The organism is Enterobacter sp. RIT637 (assembly GCF_019718755.1).
GTDB lineage: Bacteria > Pseudomonadota > Gammaproteobacteria > Enterobacterales > Enterobacteriaceae > Enterobacter.
Genome location: NZ_JAIHAZ010000026.1, coordinates 13,363 through 30,651, shown reverse-complemented (window position 1 = coordinate 30,651; position 17,289 = coordinate 13,363). Strand labels below are relative to the sequence as shown.

Below are 17,289 nucleotides of genomic sequence, written 5' to 3'. Positions count from 1 at the left end.
TGCCGAACTCAGAAGTGAAACGCCGTAGCGCCGATGGTAGTGTGGGGTCTCCCCATGTGAGAGTAGGGAACTGCCAGGCATCAATTAAGAAGAACCCCGTACCGTAAGGTGCGGGGTTTTTTGCTTTTGTCTTTTCCCTTCCTTGAAACTTTCTCACCTTCGACTTGCAGACTCGACTTTACGATCATTTCTGGGTATCGTTAGCTATCTGGATGTCTAAACGTTTATACGTATGCTGTGAGGATATTAAGTTATGCCGATTCGGGTGCAGGACGAGCTACCAGCCGTCAATTTCTTGCGTGAAGAAAACGTCTTCGTGATGACGGCTTCGCGTGCGACAGGTCAGGAAATTCGCCCGCTGAAGGTGCTTATTCTCAATCTGATGCCAAAAAAGATCGAAACAGAAAACCAGTTCCTGCGTCTTCTGTCGAACTCCCCGCTGCAGGTTGATATTCAGCTGCTGCGGATCGATGCCCGTGAGTCACGCAACACGCCTTCTGAGCATTTGAACAACTTCTACTGTAACTTCGATGACATTCAGGGTGAAAACTTCGACGGACTGATTGTGACCGGCGCGCCACTCGGTCTGGTTGAATTTAACGATGTCGCCTACTGGCCGCAGATCAAACAGGTTCTGGAGTGGGCAAAAGATCACGTCACGTCGACATTGTTTGTCTGTTGGGCGGTACAAGCCGCGCTGAATATCCTTTATGGCATCCCCAAGCAAACCCGCACTGAAAAGCTCTCCGGCGTATACGAACACCATATTCTTCACCCACATGCGTTGCTGACGCGCGGTTTCGATGACTCTTTCCTGGCGCCGCATTCTCGCTACGCCGATTTCCCGGCCCAGCTGATTCGTGATTACACCGATCTGGAGATCCTGGCCGAAACGGAAAATGGAGATGCTTATCTGTTTGCCAGCAAGGATAAACGCATTGCATTTGTGACCGGGCATCCTGAATACGATCCGCATACCCTCGCGTCAGAGTATTTCCGCGATGTCGAAGCGGGCCTCAATCCGGATGTACCGTACAACTATTTCCCGAAAGACGACCCGCAAAACAAACCGAGAGCAACCTGGCGCAGCCACGGGAATTTGCTTTTCACCAACTGGCTCAACTATTACGTCTATCAGATAACGCCATACGATCTGCGTCACATGAATCCGACGCTGGAGTAATCTTCTGCACTAAACGATCCTAAAGCGTTTCAGCTATTCAAATCAGGCACCTTCGGGTGCCTTTTTTATTTCCGAAATGTCACTCACCGTTCGATCCAACTTTAATCTCAATGAAATCAACTAATTAATTACAATTAATAATTAAAATGGAAATTGTTTTTGATTTTAGAAAAAATATAGATAGTCTTAATTCTGCTGAGCGAAAACTACCCAACGATCTTTCGTTCGCATCGGGGGCGTGATTTTGGATCTTTGATGAGGAGCAGAGTAATGACTCAACAGGCAACGACGGTCGATGAACTGGCCTTTACCAAGCCGTACGGCGAGCAAGAACAGCAAATTTTGACGGCGGAAGCGGTAGAATTTCTGACTGAACTGGTGACCCGCTTTACGCCGCAGCGTAATAAGCTGCTGGCGGCACGCATTCACCAGCAGCAGGAAATTGACGATGGCAAGTTGCCTGTCTTCATTTCGGAAACCGCTTCCATTCGTCGCGGTGAGTGGAAAATCCGCGGCATCCCTGAAGATTTACAGGATCGTCGCGTTGAGATCACCGGTCCGGTAGAGCGCAAAATGGTGATCAACGCCATGAACGCCAACGTTAAAGTCTTTATGGCCGATTTTGAAGACTCACTGGCGCCAGACTGGAACAAAGTTATCGACGGGCAGATCAACCTGCGCGACGCCGTGAACGGCACCATCAGCTATACCAACGAAGCCGGCAAAATTTACCAGCTCAAACCGAACCCGGCGGTGCTGATCTGTCGCGTACGCGGCCTGCACCTGCCTGAAAAACATGTCACCTGGCGTGGGGAAGCCATTCCGGGCAGCCTGTTTGATTTCGCACTCTATTTCTTCCACAACTACAAGAACCTGCTGGCAAAAGGCAGCGGTCCCTATTTCTATCTGCCAAAAACGCAGGCCTGGCAGGAAGCGGCCTGGTGGAGCGAGGTCTTCAGCTATGCGGAAGATCGTTTCAACCTGCCGCGCGGCACCATCAAGGCCACGCTTCTGATTGAAACGCTGCCTGCGGTATTCCAGATGCATGAAATCCTGCATGCGCTGCGCGACCATATTGTTGGTCTGAACTGCGGACGCTGGGACTACATCTTCAGCTACATCAAGACCCTGAAAAATCACGGCGATCGCGTGCTGCCAGATCGCCAGGTCGTGACCATGGATAAACCATTCCTCAGCGCCTACTCGCGTCTGCTGATTAAAACCTGCCACAAGCGCGGCGCTTTTGCGATGGGCGGCATGGCGGCATTTATTCCGAGCAAAGACGTAGAGCGCAATAACCAGGTGCTTAACAAGGTGAAGGCCGACAAAGAGCTTGAAGCGCGTAACGGTCATGACGGCACGTGGATTGCCCATCCAGGCCTGGCCGATACGGCGATGGAGGTTTTCAATCGCGTTCTCGGTGACAACAAAAACCAGCTGTTCGTCACGCGTGAAGACGATGCGCCAATTGCGGAAGAGCAATTGCTGGCACCGTGTGCGGGAGAGCGTACGGAAGAGGGCATGCGTGCCAATATCCGCGTCGCGGTCCAGTACATCGAAGCGTGGATCTCCGGCAACGGCTGCGTGCCTATCTACGGGCTGATGGAAGATGCCGCGACGGCGGAAATCTCACGTACCTCCATCTGGCAGTGGATCCATCATCAAAAAACGCTCAGCAACGGCAAGCCGGTGACTAAGACCCTGTTCCGCCAGATGCTGGCCGAAGAGATGCGGGTGATCCAGGACGAACTGGGCGAACACCGCTTCAGCAGCGGACGTTTTGACGACGCCGCGCGCCTGATGGAGCAAATCACCACCTCAGATGACTTAATCGACTTCCTGACCCTGCCGGGCTACCGCTTCCTGGCGTAACTCACCACATAACAATATGGAGCATCTGCACATGAAAACCCGTACCCAACAAATCGAAGAATTACAGAAAGAGTGGACTCAACCGCGCTGGGAAGGCATTCGTCGTCCATACAGCGCAGAGGAAGTGGTGAAATTACGCGGCTCGGTCAACCCGGAATGCACGCTGGCACAGAACGGCGCGGCGAAAATGTGGAAGCTGCTGCACGGTGGCGCTAAAAAGGGCTACATCAACAGCCTCGGCGCGCTGACCGGCGGTCAGGCGCTGCAGCAGGCGAAGGCCGGGATCGAGGCGATTTACCTCTCTGGCTGGCAGGTCGCGGCGGACGCCAACCTGGCCTCCAGCATGTACCCGGATCAGTCGCTCTATCCGGCTAACTCCGTGCCGTCGGTGGTGGATCGGATCAACAACACCTTCCGCCGTGCGGATCAGATCCAGTGGGCCGCAGGTATCGAACCTGGCGATCCGCGCTTTACGGACTACTTCCTGCCGATCGTCGCGGATGCGGAAGCAGGCTTCGGCGGCGTGCTGAACGCCTTCGAGCTGATGAAATCGATGATTGAGGCCGGTGCAGCGGCCGTTCACTTCGAAGACCAGCTTGCGTCAGTGAAAAAATGCGGACATATGGGCGGTAAGGTGCTCGTTCCGACTCAGGAAGCGATTCAGAAGCTGGTTGCCGCGCGTCTGGCTGCTGACGTGCTCGGCGTGCCGACGCTGGTGATTGCCCGTACCGATGCGGACGCGGCTGACCTGATCACCTCTGACTGCGACCCGTACGACAGCGAATTCATCACCGGCGAGCGTACCAGCGAAGGCTTCTACCGCACCCATGCCGGCATTGAGCAGGCAATCAGCCGCGGCCTGGCGTACGCGCCTTACGCGGACCTGGTCTGGTGTGAAACCTCTACGCCGGATCTGGCGCTGGCAAAACGCTTTGCCGACGCCATCCATGCGAAATACCCGGGCAAACTGCTGGCCTACAACTGCTCGCCGTCCTTCAACTGGCAGAAAAAGCTGGATGACAAAACGATCGCCAGCTTCCAGCAGCAGCTGTCCGACATGGGCTACAAATACCAGTTCATTACCCTGGCAGGCATCCACAGCATGTGGTTCAACATGTTCGACCTGGCGCACGCCTACGCGCAGGGTGAGGGCATGAAGCACTACGTTGAGAAGGTGCAGCAGCCGGAGTTTGCGGCGGGCAAAGACGGCTACACCTTCGTGTCTCACCAGCAGGAGGTGGGAACCGGCTACTTTGATAATGTGACCACGATTATTCAGGGCGGCACCTCCTCCGTCACCGCCTTAACGGGTTCAACGGAAGAAGCACAGTTCTAATCTTTTCCCCCTCTCCCCTCCGGGGAGAGGGTTGGGTAAGGGGAATATATGTCGCGTGGCCTGGAATTACTGATTGCCCAAACTATTTTGCAGGGCTTCGATGCCCAGTATGGTCGTTTTCTTGAAGTGACATCCGGCGCGCAGCAGCGCTTTGAACATGCAGACTGGCATTCGGTTCAGCAGGCCATGAAGCAGCGTATCCATCTCTACGATCACCACGTGGGTCTGGTGGTGGAGCAGCTGCGCTGTATTACCGACGGTAGAAGCCCGGACGCGGAATTTTTACTGCGCGTGAAGGAGCACTACACCCATCTGTTACCCGACTACCCGCGCTTCGAGATTGCGGAGAGCTTTTTCAACTCCGTCTATTGCCGGTTATTTGACCACCGCTCACTATCTCCTGAGCGGTTATTTATCTTCAGCTCCCAGCCCGAGCGACGCTTTCGAACCATTCCACGTCCGCTGGCGAAAGATTTCTTTCCCGAGCGCGGCTGGGAAAAGTTGCTGCACCGCGTGCTAACGGATCTGCCGCTGCGCCTGCCCTGGGAGAATAAAACCCGGGATATCGGCTATATCCACGCGCATCTCAACGAAACCTTCGGCGAGGAGGTGCTCAGCCACAGCCATTTGCAGGTGGCCAACGAGCTTTTCTACCGCAATAAAGCCGCCTGGCTGGTGGGCAAACTGGTTACGCCGACCGCCATTGTGCCGTTTTTGCTGCCGATTCACCGTACCGACGACGGGGAACTGTTTGTCGATACCTGCCTGACCACCGGTGCTGAGGCCAGCATCGTGTTTGGCTTCGCTCGCTCCTATTTCATGGTTTACGCCCCGCTGCCTGCCGCGCTGGTGGAGTGGCTGCGCGAGATCCTGCCGGGTAAAACCACTGCCGAGCTGTATATGGCGATTGGCTGCCAGAAGCACGCCAAGACGGAAAGCTACCGGGAGTACCTGCGCTATATCACCACGGCCGATGAGCAGTTTATCGAAGCGCCAGGCATTCGCGGCATGGTGATGCTGGTGTTTACGCTGCCGGGTTTCGACCGGGTCTTTAAGGTGATTAAAGACAGATTCGCGCCGCAGAAAGAGATGACCGCCGCGCATGTCCGCGCCTGCTATCAGCTGGTTAAAGAGCACGATCGCGTCGGGCGCATGGCGGATACCCAGGAATTCGAAAACTTTGTGCTGGATAAACAGCAGATCGACCCGGCGCTTATGGCGCTGTTAATGCAGGAAGCACCCGCGAAAATCACCGATCTGGGTGACAAAATCGTGATTAGCCATCTCTACATTGAGCGCCGTATGGTGCCGCTGAATATCTGGCTTGAGCAGTCCGAAGGCCAGGCGCTGCGGGATGCCATTGAAGAATACGGCAATGCGATTCGCCAGCTTGCCGCCGCCAATATTTTCCCGGGCGACATGCTGTTTAAAAACTTCGGCGTAACCCGTCACGGGCGGGTGGTGTTCTACGATTACGACGAAATTTGCTACATGACCGAGGTGAACTTCCGCGATATCCCACAGCCCCGCTACCCGGAAGATGAGCTTTCCGGTGAGCCGTGGTACAGCGTCTCGCCGGGCGATGTGTTTCCTGAGGAGTTTCGCCACTGGCTGTGCGCCGACCCGCGCATCGGGCCGCTATTCGAAGAGATGCATGAGGATCTGTTCCGTGCCAGCTACTGGCGCGGGCTGCAAACGCGGATCAAAAACGGGCATGTCGAAGATGTGTACGCCTACCGTCGCAAGCAGCGGTTTTGCATCAGATTTTCAGAGGGCATCATGTAGGCCGGGTAAGGCGAAGCCGCCACCCGGCAAAGCGATCTCAACGAATCCCACCATACGCCAGCGTCACCTCTTTCGCCGCCTTAATCACCAGCGCACCCAGCTCGGTCACGCGGTCATCGGTCATGCGTGAAATAGGGCCGGAGATGGAGATGGCGGCAAACGGCTCGCGATGTTCGTCAAAAATGCAGGACGCCAGGCAGCGCAGGCCCAACGCATGCTCCTCGTCATCAAACGAATAACCGCGCTTGCGGGTCAGGGCCAGATCTTCTTTCAGATGCACCGGCGACACCAGCGTGGCGTGAGTATAGGCGTGCAGACCTTTACGGTGCAGCAGCCCCGTCACTTGCTCCTCGCTCAGTTGGGAGAGAAACGCTTTCCCCGCCCCGGAAGCGTGCATCGGCAGCTTGCCGCCAATCGGTGCCGACATGCGCATCAGCTGCGTACACTGCACCTGGTCGATAATAATCGCCTGGTGGTCGCTCTGGTCCAGCACCGCCAGGTTTACCGTCTCGCCGGAATCCTCCATCAGCTTGCGCAAAATCGGGTGCACAATCGCCAGCAGGTTACGGCTCTGCAGGAAGCTGCTGCCAACGATAAACGCGTGCGCGCCCACCGCCCAGTGCCCCAGCTCGCCGACCTGGCGGACAAAGCCCAGCTGCTGCATTGTGGTCAGCAGGCGGTGCGTCGTGGAGTTTGGCAGGCCAGCCTGCTGGGCCAGCTCCGTCAGGGCCACGCTGCCGTGCGACTCGGCTATCCACTCCAGCAGCTTCAGACCGCGCGTGAGCGATTGAACCTGTCCGCCGGGTTGTGCAGCGGTGGTGGCAGCAGGCTTTCTGCCGCGTTTGGCGGGAACGGTCGTGACCATGACGATCTCCTTTTTCTGTATCGTGGAAATCATTTTCGTTTTATTTGGTGAATTTGCAACCGTTATCCTGACTGATCGGAGGAGTGATGGTGAACATGTCTCATGTTACCGCTGTGCGACTTTTCCACCCTGCGAGATTGTGCCAGTATGGAACGCAGCCTTTTGGCCTTGTTGAGCGTTGTCGGGAGCAAGTGTGAGCAGCAAAGTAGAGCAACTGCGTGCGCAGTTAAATGAACGAATTCTGGTGCTGGACGGCGGCATGGGCACCATGATCCAGGGCTATCGTCTGAGTGAAGACGATTTCCGCGGCGAGCGCTTTGCCGACTGGCCCTGCGACCTGAAGGGGAACAACGACCTGCTGGTGCTCAGCAAGCCGTCCGTCATTAAGGATATCCACAACGCTTACTTCGAAGCAGGTGCGGATATCGTTGAAACCAACACCTTTAACTCGACAACCATCGCCATGGCGGATTACCAGATGGAATCCCTGTCGGCGGAAATCAACCTGGAAGCCGCGAAGCTGGCGCGCGCCTGCGCCGACGAGTGGACGGCCCGTACGCCGGACAAACCGCGCTACGTTGCCGGGGTGCTCGGCCCGACGAACCGCACCGCGTCGATTTCACCGGACGTCAACGATCCGGCGTTTCGTAATATCACCTTTGACCAGCTGGTTGCCGCCTACCGCGAATCGACCAGAGCGCTGGTGGAAGGCGGTTCCGATCTGATCCTGATTGAAACTGTATTCGACACCCTCAACGCCAAAGCCGCCATTTACGCGGTGAAAGAGGAGTTTGAGGCGCTGGGCGTTGACCTGCCGATCATGATTTCCGGCACCATCACCGACGCCTCCGGCCGCACCCTGTCCGGCCAGACCACCGAAGCGTTTTATAACTCCCTGCGCCACGCCGAAGCGCTCTCCTTTGGCCTGAACTGCGCGCTGGGGCCGGACGAGCTGCGCCAGTACGTGCAGGAGCTTTCCCGTATCGCGGAATGCTACGTCACCGCCCACCCGAACGCCGGTCTGCCAAACGCGTTCGGTGAATACGATCTCGATGCCGACACCATGGCGGCGCAAATCCGCGAGTGGGCCGAGTCTGGCTTCCTGAACATCGTCGGCGGCTGCTGCGGCACCACGCCGGAGCACATCGCAGCCATGAGTAACGCCGTGGCCGGGCTGCCGCCGCGCAAGCTGCCCGAGCTTCCGGTTGCCTGTCGACTTTCCGGCCTTGAGCCGTTGACCATCGGCGATGACAGCCTGTTTGTGAACGTGGGTGAGCGTACTAACGTCACCGGTTCCGCGAAGTTCAAGCGCCTGATTAAAGAAGAGAAGTACAGCGAAGCACTGGACGTCGCCCGCCAGCAGGTGGAAAGCGGCGCGCAGATTATCGATATCAACATGGACGAGGGGATGCTCGACGCCGAAGCGGCGATGGTGCGTTTCCTCAACCTGATCGCCGGTGAGCCGGACATTGCCCGCGTGCCGATCATGATCGACTCTTCCAAGTGGGAAGTCATCGAAAAAGGGCTGAAGTGCATTCAGGGTAAAGGCATCGTCAACTCTATCTCGATGAAAGAAGGCGTTGATATCTTTATCCACCACGCGAAGATGGTGCGTCGCTACGGTGCCGCCGTGGTGGTCATGGCCTTCGACGAGGTGGGCCAGGCGGATACCCGTGAGCGCAAAATTGAGATATGCCGCCGCGCGTACAAGATTTTGACCGAAGAGGTGGGCTTCCCGCCGGAAGACATCATCTTCGACCCGAATATCTTCGCCGTCGCGACCGGCATCGAAGAGCACAACAACTACGCCCAGGACTTTATTGGAGCCTGTGAAGACATCAAGCGCGAGCTGCCGCATGCGCTGATCTCCGGCGGCGTATCGAACGTGTCGTTCTCGTTCCGCGGTAACGACCCGGTGCGTGAAGCGATCCACGCCGTGTTCCTCTACTACGCCATCCGCAACGGCATGGACATGGGGATCGTTAACGCCGGCCAGCTGGCGATTTATGACGACCTCCCTGCCGAGCTGCGAGATGCCGTCGAGGACGTGATCCTTAACCGCCGCGACGACGCCACCGAGCGCATGCTGGACCTGGCGGAGAAATACCGCGGCAGCAAATCGGATGAGGCGGCAAACGTTCAGCAGGCCGAGTGGCGTTCCTGGGACGTGAAAAAGCGTCTGGAATACTCGCTGGTCAAAGGCATCACCGAATTTATCGAGCTTGATACCGAAGAGGCGCGCCAGCAGGCTGCCCGCCCGATTGAAGTGATTGAAGGCCCGCTGATGGACGGCATGAACGTGGTCGGCGATCTGTTCGGCGAAGGCAAGATGTTCCTGCCGCAGGTGGTGAAATCCGCCCGCGTGATGAAGCAGGCGGTGGCGTATCTTGAGCCCTACATCGAAGCCAGCAAAGAGAAAGGCTCAAGCAACGGCAAGATGGTTATCGCCACCGTGAAGGGCGACGTGCACGACATCGGCAAGAATATCGTCGGCGTAGTGCTGCAGTGTAATAACTACGAAATTATCGACCTTGGCGTGATGGTCCCGGCGGACAAAATCCTTAAGACCGCGCGCGAAGTGAACGCCGACCTGATTGGCCTCTCCGGGCTGATTACGCCATCGCTCGACGAAATGGTCAACGTGGCAAAAGAGATGGAGCGACAGGGCTTCACCATTCCGTTATTGATTGGCGGGGCGACCACCTCGAAAGCCCACACGGCGGTGAAAATCGAGCAGAACTACAGCGGCCCGACGGTGTACGTGCAGAACGCCTCGCGCACGGTGGGCGTGGTCTCCGCGCTGCTCTCCGACACCCAGCGTGACGATTTTGTGGCGCGCACCCGCAAAGAGTACGAAACCGTCCGCATCCAGCACGGCCGTAAGAAGCCGCGCACACCGCCTGTTTCGCTTCAGGCGGCGCGCGACAACGATCTGGCCTTCGACTGGTCCAGCTATACGCCGCCGGTCGCACACCGTCTGGGCGTGCAGGACGTGACCGCCAGCATCGAAACGCTGCGCAACTACATAGACTGGACGCCATTCTTTATGACCTGGTCGCTGGCGGGCAAATATCCGCGCATCCTGGAAGATGAGGTGGTAGGCGAGGAGGCGAAGCGCCTGTTTAAAGATGCCAACGACATGCTCGACACCCTGAGTGCAGAGAAAACCCTTAACCCGCGCGGCGTGGTGGGGTTGTTCCCGGCGAACCGCGTGGGCGATGACGTGGAAATTTACCGCGATGAAACCCGCACCCACGTGCTGGCCGTGAGCCATCACCTGCGCCAGCAAACTGAGAAAGTGGGTTTTGCCAACTACTGCCTGGCGGATTTCGTCGCGCCGAAGCTGAGCGGTAAGGCCGACTATATCGGCGCCTTCGCCGTCACCGGCGGTCTGGAAGAAGACGCGCTGGCGGACGCGTTCGAAGCGCAGCACGATGATTACAACAAAATCATGGTGAAAGCGATTGCCGACCGCCTGGCGGAAGCCTTCGCCGAGTATCTGCACGAGCGCGTACGCAAGGTGCACTGGGGCTACGCGGCGAACGAAAACCTCAGCAATGAAGATCTGATCCGCGAAAATTACCAGGGCATTCGCCCGGCACCGGGATACCCGGCCTGTCCGGAACACACCGAAAAAGGCACCATCTGGAAACTGCTGGACGTGGAAGCGCATACCGGCATGAAGCTCACCGAGTCGTTCGCCATGTGGCCGGGCGCGTCCGTTTCCGGCTGGTACTTCAGCCATCCGGACAGCAAGTATTTTGCCGTGGCGCAGCTGCAGCGGGATCAGATCGAAGATTACGCCCTGCGCAAAGGCATGAGCGTGTCTGAAGTGGAGCGCTGGCTGGCCCCTAATCTAGGCTACGACGCCGACTAAAATCACTTTTCCTTACAACAAACAGGGCACCTCAATGGTGCCTTGTCTCTTTCTTACGTTTAAACCCTTATACTCAAATAAGGTTCTAACCCTATTGCCCGGTGGCGCTGCGCTTACCGGGCCTACGCGTAGCCATCATCCGGCAAGGCAACGCGCAGCGAACCTCAGGAAAATAGATAACGATAAGGAGGAAAAACTTCCGTGTTGACGTTGTTACACCTGCTCTCTGCAGTCGCACTGCTCGTATGGGGCACCCATATCGTCCGTACCGGCGTGATGCGCGTTTTTGGCGCGCGATTACGTACCGTCCTCAGCAGCAGCGTTGAGAAGAAGCCTCTCGCTTTTTGCGCGGGTATTGGCGTCACGGCGCTGGTGCAAAGCAGTAACGCCACCACCATGCTCGTCACCTCGTTTGTGGCGCAGGATCTGGTCGCGCTCGCCCCGGCCCTGGTGATCGTTCTGGGGGCGGACGTCGGTACCGCACTGATGGCGCGTGTCCTGACCTTCGATCTCTCCTGGCTGTCGCCGCTGCTGATTTTCCTCGGCGTGATTTTCTTCCTCGGCCGTAAGCAGACGCGTGCCGGACAGCTTGGCCGCGTGGGGATTGGCCTCGGGCTGATCCTGCTGGCGCTGGAGCTGATTGTTCAGGCGGTTACCCCAATCACCGAAGCCAACGGCGTGCAGGTCATCTTCGCCTCGCTGACCGGGGATATCATGCTGGATGCGCTCATTGGCGCGGTGTTTGCTATCGTCAGCTACTCCAGCCTGGCAGCGGTCCTGCTGACGGCAACGCTCACCGCTGCAGGGGCGATCTCCTTCCCGGTGGCGCTGTGTCTGGTGATCGGGGCCAACCTCGGCTCGGGCCTGCTGGCGATGCTCAATAACAGCGCCGCCAATGCCGCCGCCCGCCGCGTGGCGCTGGGCAGCCTGCTGTTTAAGCTGGTGGGCAGCCTGATTATTCTGCCGTTCGTTTACCCGCTGGCGAACCTGATGGACAACCTTCCGCTGCCGAAGGCGGAGCTGGTGATCTACTTCCACGTCTTCTACAACCTGGTGCGCTGTCTGGCGATGGTGCCGTTCGCCGCGCCGATGGCCCGCTTCTGCGAGCGCCTCATCCGCGATGAGCCGGAGCTGGATGCGCGCCTCAAGCCGAAGCATCTGGACACCTCGGTGCTGGATACCCCCGCGCTGGCTATCGCCAACGCCGCCCGCGAAACGCTGCGCATGGGCGATGCAATGGAAACCATGCTCGAAGGGCTGCAGAAAGTGATGCACGGCGAGCCGCGTGAAGAGAAAGAGCTGCGCAGGCTGGCGGACGACATCAACGTGCTTTACACCGCCATCAAGCTCTACCTGGCGCGTATCCCGCAGGACGAGCTGGCGGAAGAGGAGTCGCGCCGCTGGGCAGAAATCATCGAGATGTCGCTTAACCTCGAGCAGGCGTCGGATATCGTTGAGCGTATGGGCAGCGAGATCGCCGACAAATCCCTTGCCGCGCGTCGTGCATTTTCAGGTGAAGGCCTGAAGGAGCTGGAAGCGCTGCACGAAAAGCTGGTCAGCAACCTCAAGCTGGCGATGTCGGTATTCTTCTCCAGCGACGTGCCGAGCGCGCGCCGCCTGCGCCGCAACAAGCACCGTTTCCGCATCCTCAACCGCCGCTACTCGCACGCCCACGTCGAGCGTCTGCACCAGCAGAACGTGCAGAGTATTGAGACCAGCTCCCTGCACCTGGGGCTGCTGGGGGATATGAAGCGTCTTAACTCATTGTTCTGCGCGGTGGCGTACAGCGTGATGGAACAGCCGGACGAAGACGACGAGCGGGACGAATATTAATCTCTGAAAGCGCCTCGCAAAACCGTTTCGCGAGGCGTGACACCTTATAACGCGCCATTTACTCTTCAGACCTTACATTTTTAAGGGAATAGAAAATGCTCGTTTATTACGCTACACTTCGCCAATTCATGCGCATTCCTATGGGGGGGCTCATGCGCACTACGCATGGCATCAAAAAATCAGTCAATGTGTCGTTAGCGCCAGAAATCTTGGAAGAGGCGCGGCGGCTTAAACTTAATCTCTCTGCCGTGCTCACGGCTGCACTGCAGGAGCAGTTTCGTGCGCATCAGCGCGCAGAGTGGTTAGCAGAAAATAAAGCTTCTATCGAGGCCATTAACCAATGGGTTGATGAAAACGGCTCCTTTAGTGACTTTCAGAGGTCGTTCTGATGGAGCAATATTTTGCTTATGAGAATGAAGGTAAGGGGAAAACTGCCTATCCCTGGCTGATCAATATGCAGCATCCCGTGGCCAATGTGATGAAACATGTCCTGGTTGCTCCAGCAGTTGAGCTTAGACACCTGGGAGGCATTCAGCCGCCTGCGAAAGTGTGCCCTGTCGTTGAGATAGCGGGTAAGCCTTGCGTGGTCATGGTGCACATGATGGCAGGCATATCGCCAAAAGAGTTAGGCGAGCGTGTCGCCGATCTTACGCAAAACCGGGCTTTATTGCGGGATGCACTCGATTTTTTGATCAACGGTTACTAACACTTTTTTGTCAGCCGCAAGGTAAGGTATATTTCGCCCTTCACAGGAGAAACTATGCTGCCAACTCAATCAACCCGATTAAACAAATACATTAGCGAGAGCGGGATCTGCTCACGTCGCGAGGCTGACCGTTACATTGAACAAGGTAACGTGTTTCTTAACGGCAAACGCGCCACCATCGGCGATCAGGTGGCCCCTGGCGATGTGGTTAAAGTGAATGGTCAGGTCATCGAGCCGCGCGATGCTGAAGACCTGGTGTTTATCGCGTTGAACAAACCGGTTGGGATTGTCAGCACCACGGAAGACGGTGAGCGGGACAACATTGTTGATTTCGTGAACCACAGCAGCCGTATCTTCCCGATTGGCCGTCTGGATAAAGACTCTCAGGGGCTGATTTTCCTCACCAACCACGGCGATCTGGTCAACAAAATCCTGCGTGCCGGTAACGACCACGAGAAAGAGTACATTGTGACGGTCAATAAGCCGGTCACGGACGAATTTATTCGCGGCATGGGCGCCGGTGTGCCGATCCTCGGTACCGTCACGAAGAAGTGTAAGGTCAAGAAAGAAGCCCCGTTCGCGTTCCGCATTACCCTGGTGCAGGGCCTGAACCGCCAAATCCGCCGCATGTGCGAGCACTTCGGTTATGAAGTGACGAAGCTGGAACGCACGCGCATCATGAACGTCAGCCTGTCCGGTATTCCGCTGGGCGAGTGGCGCGACTTAACGGATGACGAGCTGATTGAACTGTTCAAGCTTATCGAGAACTCGTCGTCAGAAGCGAAGCCGAAAGCTAAAGCAAAACCGAAAACCCAGGCGATTAAGCGCCCGGTGGTGAAGGCGCCGCAGGCGGAAGATAAAGGGCGAGGCAAGCCGGGCAACGGAAAACGCTTTACCCAGCCGGGGCGCAAAAAGAAAGGGCGCTGATTAGCGCCTTCCACGGGTTGATGTGGTGGCGGACCAGGAGAAGGTCGCCTCTGCATCCGGTTTATAAGCCTGCTCTTTTTTCAGCTTGCGGGCTTTTTTCGCCGCAGCCTCACGCTGCGCCATCAGCTTATCGATGTACTCTTTTTTCACCTGATTGGTTTCGGCGTTCGTCAGCGTGCGGCCATGTGCGATACGGGCACGGTCGAGAAGCGTTTTCAGTTCGCGCTGCTCGGCTTCCGTCATGTCTTTCTGGGTCAAACGTGGTGTAGCCATTGCTGAAGCCTCCTGATGGGGAGGCTTCAGTGTAAAGCAAGCCGCGTAAATTAACCCTGCTTCACCGCATCTTTTTTCGTTTGCTCATCAATCGGTTTGCCGGACCAGTAGCCTGCCAGCAGCGAGCCGGAGAGGTTATGCCAGACGGAGAACAGCGCGCCCGGCAGTGCCGCCAGCGGGGAGAAGTAAATCTTACCGAGCGCCGCCGCCAGGCCGGAGTTCTGCATGCCTACCTCAATCGCCAGCGTGCGGCAGGTCGATTCATCGAAGCCAAACAGCTTCCCGCCCCAGTAGCCGCCCAGCAGGCCAATCGTGTTATGCAGCACCACTGCGATGATGACCACAAAGCCCACGGAGGCAATGTGCGATGCGGAACCCGCCACCACAGCGCTGATGATCGCCAGAATGCAGACCATCGAAAACGCGGGCAGATACGGTTCAACGGCCTTCACCACGCGCGGGAAAAGATGGTGAATGACCAGCCCAAGCGCAATCGGAATCACCACAATCTGCAGAATGCTAAGCAGCATGCCCATCACGTCCACCTGAATATGCGCGTCCACGTACAGGCGAGTTAACAGCGGCGTGGCAATCACGCCCACCAGCGTTGAAACGGACGAGATGGTGACGGAGAGCGCCACGTCGCCTTTCGCCAGGTAGATCATGACGTTGGACGCCGTGCCACTAGCCACGCTGCCCACCAGCACCATCCCGGCGGAGAGATCGGGCGGCATCTTAAATGCCATCGCCAGCAGCCACGCCGCAAGCGGCATCACCAGATAGTGCAGGAAAATCCCTGCTGCGACGGGCGCAGGGCGCGACAGCACGCGTTTAAAGTCGTCGATTTTCAGATGCACGCCCATACCGAACATGATCAGCATCAGCAGCGTGGCGACCCACGGGCCGATGCCGGTGAAGGTGGCGGGGGTGTAATACGCGAGTACGGAGAGCAGCAGCGCCCATAGCGGGAACAGCCGGGTGATAGCGGATAACATATTGAATTCCTTGCAGTATTGTCGTGTTGTTTAGTTATGAAAAAGCCGGGTCTGTGCCCGGCTTATAGGTATTGTTTATCGTGCTAACGAATTTTATTCAAACAAATTCTGATGAAGTTTCTGCACGACCTGCTCGGCCTGATCGGCAGGGACCAGGAAGCAGAGGTTGTAACTGGATGCGCCGTAGCAGATCATGCGGATGCTGAACGGGTCGAGCACGCCAAACACCTCTTTGCCCACGCCGCAGGCGCGCGACAGCTTGTTGCCAATGATGGCAACCAGCGCCAGATCTTCTTCCACTTCCACGCGGCACAGCTCAGACAGCTCAATCAGCAGTGACTGCGTCAGCAGGGTGTCGCCGGTAGACGTTGAGCCGGTGGTGTCCAGCGTCAGCGCAATGCTCACTTCAGAGGTGGTGATCAGATCCACCGAGATATTGTGGCGCGCCAGAATGCCAAACACTTCCGCCAGGAAGCCGCGGGAGTGCAGCATGTTATGGCTGTGCAACGTTACCAGCGTCTGCTTACGGCGCAGGGCCAGCGCGCGGAACAATGGCGGGTTCTCGGTTTTCTTGCAGACCAGCGTGCCGCCCGCTTTCGGATCTTTACTGGAACCGACGAAGACAGGAATATCGCTGCGTACCGCAGGCAGCAGGGTTGCCGGGTGCAGTACTTTCGCGCCGAAAGTCGCCATTTCAGCCGCTTCTTCAAAGGCGATCACATCGATACGTTTTGCCGCAGAAACCACGCGTGGATCGGTGGTGTAGATACCAGGGACATCTGTCCAGATATCCACGCGGGTGGCGTGCAGAGCTTCGCCCAGCAGCGCGGCGGTGTAGTCGCTGCCGCCGCGGCCCAGCGTCGTCGTGCGTCCTTTCGCTTCGCTACCAATAAAGCCCTGGGTGATCACCATGCCTTCCGCCAGACGCGGAGCCAGCTGCTGGTTAGTCAGTTCGGCCAGCGCTTCAACGTCCGGCTCGGCGCGGCCGAAGCGATCGCTGGTACGCATCACTTTACGCACGTCAAACCACTGCGCCTGAACGTTACGCTCGCGCATGATTTCAACAAACAGCAGGGTGGACATCAGTTCACCGTGGCTGACCAGTTCGTCGGTCAGGGCGGCGGAGGTCGCCAGAGAAGCGGCTTCTGCCAGAGTGGTGATATTTTCCAGCAGACGTTCCACTTCTTCGCGGATCACGTTCGGATTCTGCAGACGTTCCAGGATGTCGAACTGAATTTTGCGCAGTGCATCCAGCTTCACGAAACGTTCTGTCGCTTCAAGTCCTTCAGACAGAGAAACCAGCAGGTTCGTCACGCCGGCGGATGCTGAGAGCACCACCAGGCGGGTATTCGGATCGGCCAGCACCACATCGGCGCTGCGGTTCATGGCATCGTAATCGGCCACACTGGTGCCGCCAAACTTGGCGACCACAAAACTCGTCATAACAACCTCGTGTCAGGGAATGAATAAGCGACCTTGGCACAAGAGTGAAACGAAAACAGGTGCAGGCGCAAAATACGGCCCTATAAATAAAATGTGGGGGAGGTCCTGTCAATGCTGGGATTATGCGGATTTTTTATGGGGGGGTACCCCTGAGAAACAGGACTTATAACAGGGCCATATTTTATGCTCCGTTT

General features: G+C 57.2%; 13 protein-coding genes. 9 read left to right on the top strand and 4 right to left on the bottom strand.

Annotation, left to right across the window (positions count from 1 at the left end):
• The first annotated feature begins 253 nt into the window (after window positions 1-253).
• The 4 genes from metA (at window position 254) to aceK (ending at window position 6,176) form a co-directional block, all read left to right on the top strand.
• Window positions 254-1,183 (top strand): homoserine O-succinyltransferase, encoded by a 930-nt coding sequence (gene metA / locus K5E19_RS22370; RefSeq protein ID WP_221553145.1) that lies wholly within the window; start codon window positions 254-256, stop codon window positions 1,181-1,183.
• A 270-nt stretch (window positions 1,184-1,453) separates the two neighbouring features.
• Window positions 1,454-3,055: a malate synthase A gene (aceB, locus tag K5E19_RS22365; protein ID WP_221553144.1), complete on the top strand. Its 1,602-nt coding sequence runs from the start codon at window positions 1,454-1,456 to the stop codon at window positions 3,053-3,055.
• Between the two features lie 31 nt (window positions 3,056-3,086).
• Window positions 3,087-4,391: an isocitrate lyase gene (gene aceA, locus K5E19_RS22360; RefSeq protein WP_221553143.1), complete on the top strand. Its 1,305-nt coding sequence runs from the start codon at window positions 3,087-3,089 to the stop codon at window positions 4,389-4,391.
• Window positions 4,392-4,439: 48 nt separating this feature from the next.
• Window positions 4,440-6,176 (top strand): bifunctional isocitrate dehydrogenase kinase/phosphatase, encoded by a 1,737-nt coding sequence (gene aceK / locus K5E19_RS22355; protein WP_221553142.1) that lies wholly within the window; start codon window positions 4,440-4,442, stop codon window positions 6,174-6,176.
• A gap of 37 nt (window positions 6,177-6,213) precedes the next feature.
• On the opposite strand, the gene iclR is transcribed toward aceK, so the two are convergent.
• Complete coding sequence (iclR, locus tag K5E19_RS22350) at window positions 6,214-7,041, bottom strand: glyoxylate bypass operon transcriptional repressor IclR (RefSeq protein WP_074136400.1); 828 nt, start codon at window positions 7,039-7,041, stop codon at window positions 6,214-6,216.
• A 193-nt stretch (window positions 7,042-7,234) separates the two neighbouring features.
• Here iclR and metH point away from each other — a divergent pair, with 193 nt between their 5' ends.
• The 5 genes from metH to rluF all read left to right on the top strand — a co-directional run bounded on the left by metH (window position 7,235) and on the right by rluF (window position 14,384).
• On the top strand, window positions 7,235-10,918 hold the full coding sequence (metH, locus tag K5E19_RS22345; RefSeq protein ID WP_221553141.1) for a methionine synthase: 3,684 nt from the start codon (window positions 7,235-7,237) through the stop codon (window positions 10,916-10,918).
• A gap of 201 nt (window positions 10,919-11,119) precedes the next feature.
• The gene (locus K5E19_RS22340; protein WP_221553140.1) at window positions 11,120-12,751 is read left to right on the top strand and encodes a Na/Pi cotransporter family protein; all 1,632 of its coding nucleotides are present in this window, start codon (window positions 11,120-11,122) and stop codon (window positions 12,749-12,751) included.
• A 95-nt stretch (window positions 12,752-12,846) separates the two neighbouring features.
• A complete protein-coding gene (locus K5E19_RS22335) occupies window positions 12,847-13,140 on the top strand; it encodes a type II toxin-antitoxin system CcdA family antitoxin (RefSeq protein WP_221553139.1) in 294 nt (97 codons plus the stop codon).
• Window positions 13,140-13,457 (top strand): CcdB family protein, encoded by a 318-nt coding sequence (locus K5E19_RS22330; RefSeq protein WP_221553138.1) that lies wholly within the window; start codon window positions 13,140-13,142, stop codon window positions 13,455-13,457. Before K5E19_RS22335 ends, K5E19_RS22330 begins: the two co-directional genes overlap by 1 nt.
• 54 nt (window positions 13,458-13,511) lie before the next feature.
• Window positions 13,512-14,384, top strand: a complete 873-nt coding sequence (gene rluF / locus K5E19_RS22325) for a 23S rRNA pseudouridine(2604) synthase RluF (RefSeq protein WP_221553136.1) — start codon at window positions 13,512-13,514, stop codon at window positions 14,382-14,384.
• Here the strand turns inward: rluF and K5E19_RS22320 are convergent, their stop codons facing one another.
• The 3 genes from K5E19_RS22320 to lysC all read right to left on the bottom strand — a co-directional run bounded on the left by K5E19_RS22320 (window position 14,385) and on the right by lysC (window position 17,095).
• A complete protein-coding gene (locus K5E19_RS22320) occupies window positions 14,385-14,657 on the bottom strand; it encodes a DUF3811 domain-containing protein (protein ID WP_032662654.1) in 273 nt (90 codons plus the stop codon).
• Between the two features lie 50 nt (window positions 14,658-14,707).
• A complete protein-coding gene (gene panS / locus K5E19_RS22315) occupies window positions 14,708-15,652 on the bottom strand; it encodes a ketopantoate/pantoate/pantothenate transporter PanS (protein ID WP_221553134.1) in 945 nt (314 codons plus the stop codon).
• Window positions 15,653-15,745: 93 nt separating this feature from the next.
• Entirely contained in the window at window positions 15,746-17,095 is a 1,350-nt protein-coding gene (gene lysC / locus K5E19_RS22310; protein ID WP_221553132.1) for a lysine-sensitive aspartokinase 3, read from the bottom strand.
• Window positions 17,096-17,289 lie beyond the last annotated feature (194 nt).